Origin of the sequence: Citrobacter sp. TBCS-14 (assembly GCF_005280805.1) — a bacterium.
GTDB classification, from domain to species: domain Bacteria; phylum Pseudomonadota; class Gammaproteobacteria; order Enterobacterales; family Enterobacteriaceae; genus Citrobacter; species Citrobacter gillenii.
Genome location: NZ_SZWM01000260.1, coordinates 1 through 662, shown reverse-complemented (window position 1 = coordinate 662; position 662 = coordinate 1). Strand labels below are relative to the sequence as shown.

The 662-nt window shown below is 56.9% G+C and carries 1 protein-coding gene; it reads right to left on the bottom strand.

Features of this window, described 5'->3' with window-relative positions:
• Positions 1 to 34: 34 nt before the first annotated feature.
• A partial coding sequence (locus FDX22_RS12380; protein ID WP_146717268.1) for a TOBE domain-containing protein occupies positions 35 to 662 on the bottom strand: 628 nt, incomplete at its 5' end.

Sequence of the window (662 nt, the reverse complement as noted above, 5' to 3'; positions counted from 1 at the left end):
AGGGATACGTGTTCTTCAGGCCGATGTCAATCACTCAGCACAGCGTTGCGATAATCACTCTGTCTGCGTTGAAATAGGCCGTGACATTCGCGCCTTCGTGCAGCGTCGCGGTATTTTCTGTCGGAATGGTCGCACACAGCGTCTGACCGTCTGGTAGCGTCATCAATACCTCGCACTGTTCCGAGCCGCGTTCGATATGGCTGATCGTGCCCTGCAGCTGGTTATCGGCGGCCTGAGCGATAGCGTCATCCTGGGTAATTCCGACCCACGGCGCTTTCAACAGGATCNTGCCTTCATCAAGCCCCAGACGTTCACCGCTCTGCGCGGTAATCGCGACTTTCAGCCGGGTTGCGCCATCAGCCAGCAGGACGTCAACATGCTGCTGAACCTGGTCGTGGTCGCGCGCGGTTATTGTGCCAAACCACTGGTTACGAGCGCTGGTTTGCAGTGAAAAACGAGAGATGGCCGCCAGCAGACTATTAAGTGGAACCGCATCGTCATCGCTGAGGACATCGAAGGCTTTTTGCTGAATTTGCGCCAGCAGGTCGTACAACTGAATCAGGCGCTGGCCGTAGCGGGTTAACACTGCACCGCCGCCGCCTTTGCCTCCGGTGGCGCGCTCTACCAGCGTCTGCTCACTAAGCTGGTTCATTTCGTTAATC